This window comes from Kocuria cellulosilytica (assembly GCF_040981245.1).
Taxonomy (GTDB): Bacteria; Actinomycetota; Actinomycetes; order Actinomycetales; family Micrococcaceae; genus Kocuria; species Kocuria cellulosilytica.
In genome coordinates this window covers 1-570 of record NZ_JAVFWZ010000096.1, presented here as the reverse complement: position 1 = coordinate 570, position 570 = coordinate 1, and the positions used below count along the sequence as shown (strand labels likewise).

Below are 570 nucleotides of genomic sequence, written 5' to 3'. Positions count from 1 at the left end.
ACCCCCGGCTTCGAGGAGCGCTTCCGCGACGCCTACGACCTGGAGCTGCAGGACTGGGCCGACGCCGCGGCGCGCGGCGAGCTCGGCGGGCCCTCCGCCTGGGACGGCTACGCCACCGCCGCCTGCTGCGAGGCCGGCGTGCAGGCGCAGGCCACCGGCGAGATCGTGCCCGTGCACCTGGAGACCAAGCCGGACCTCTACCGCTGATCCCGCACTCGCCCCGGCGCCGGACCCCGTCCGGCGCCGGGGCTTTGCTCGTGCTGTGGACCGGGATGCTCACGGTGCCGGAGTCGCCGCCGCCGGTCCGGCGATCCACCTCCTGCGGTCCGTCGTCCGCAGGACGCTGCTCAGGACCGGTCCGGCGGGGACCATCTGGTCCCTCACGGGCTTCGCCGTCAGCTGTCCCGCCCTCCCCGAGGGCTCCGCGGTGCGCCCGTACGCGGCGCCGGCCTGCATCGTCGTGTTCGCCGCCTTCATGCAGTGCCGCACCGGCACGGTGACCAGGAGCGGGCCCGCTCCCGCGGACTCGCGGTCGGCCGAGCCCCGGCTGCCGGGCCGTCCATGCCGCCG

The 570-nt window shown here is 76.7% G+C and carries 1 protein-coding gene and 1 pseudogene; both read left to right on the top strand.

Going from position 1 to position 570, the window contains the following annotated elements; all coding sequences use genetic code 11:
- On the top strand, positions 1 to 207 hold a 207-nt coding region (locus RCG67_RS17175), incomplete at its 5' end, for a Gfo/Idh/MocA family oxidoreductase (protein ID WP_368828018.1).
- A 55-nt stretch (positions 208 to 262) separates the two neighbouring features.
- A pseudogene (locus tag RCG67_RS17170) lies at positions 263 to 570 on the top strand (hypothetical protein); the annotation flags it as partial.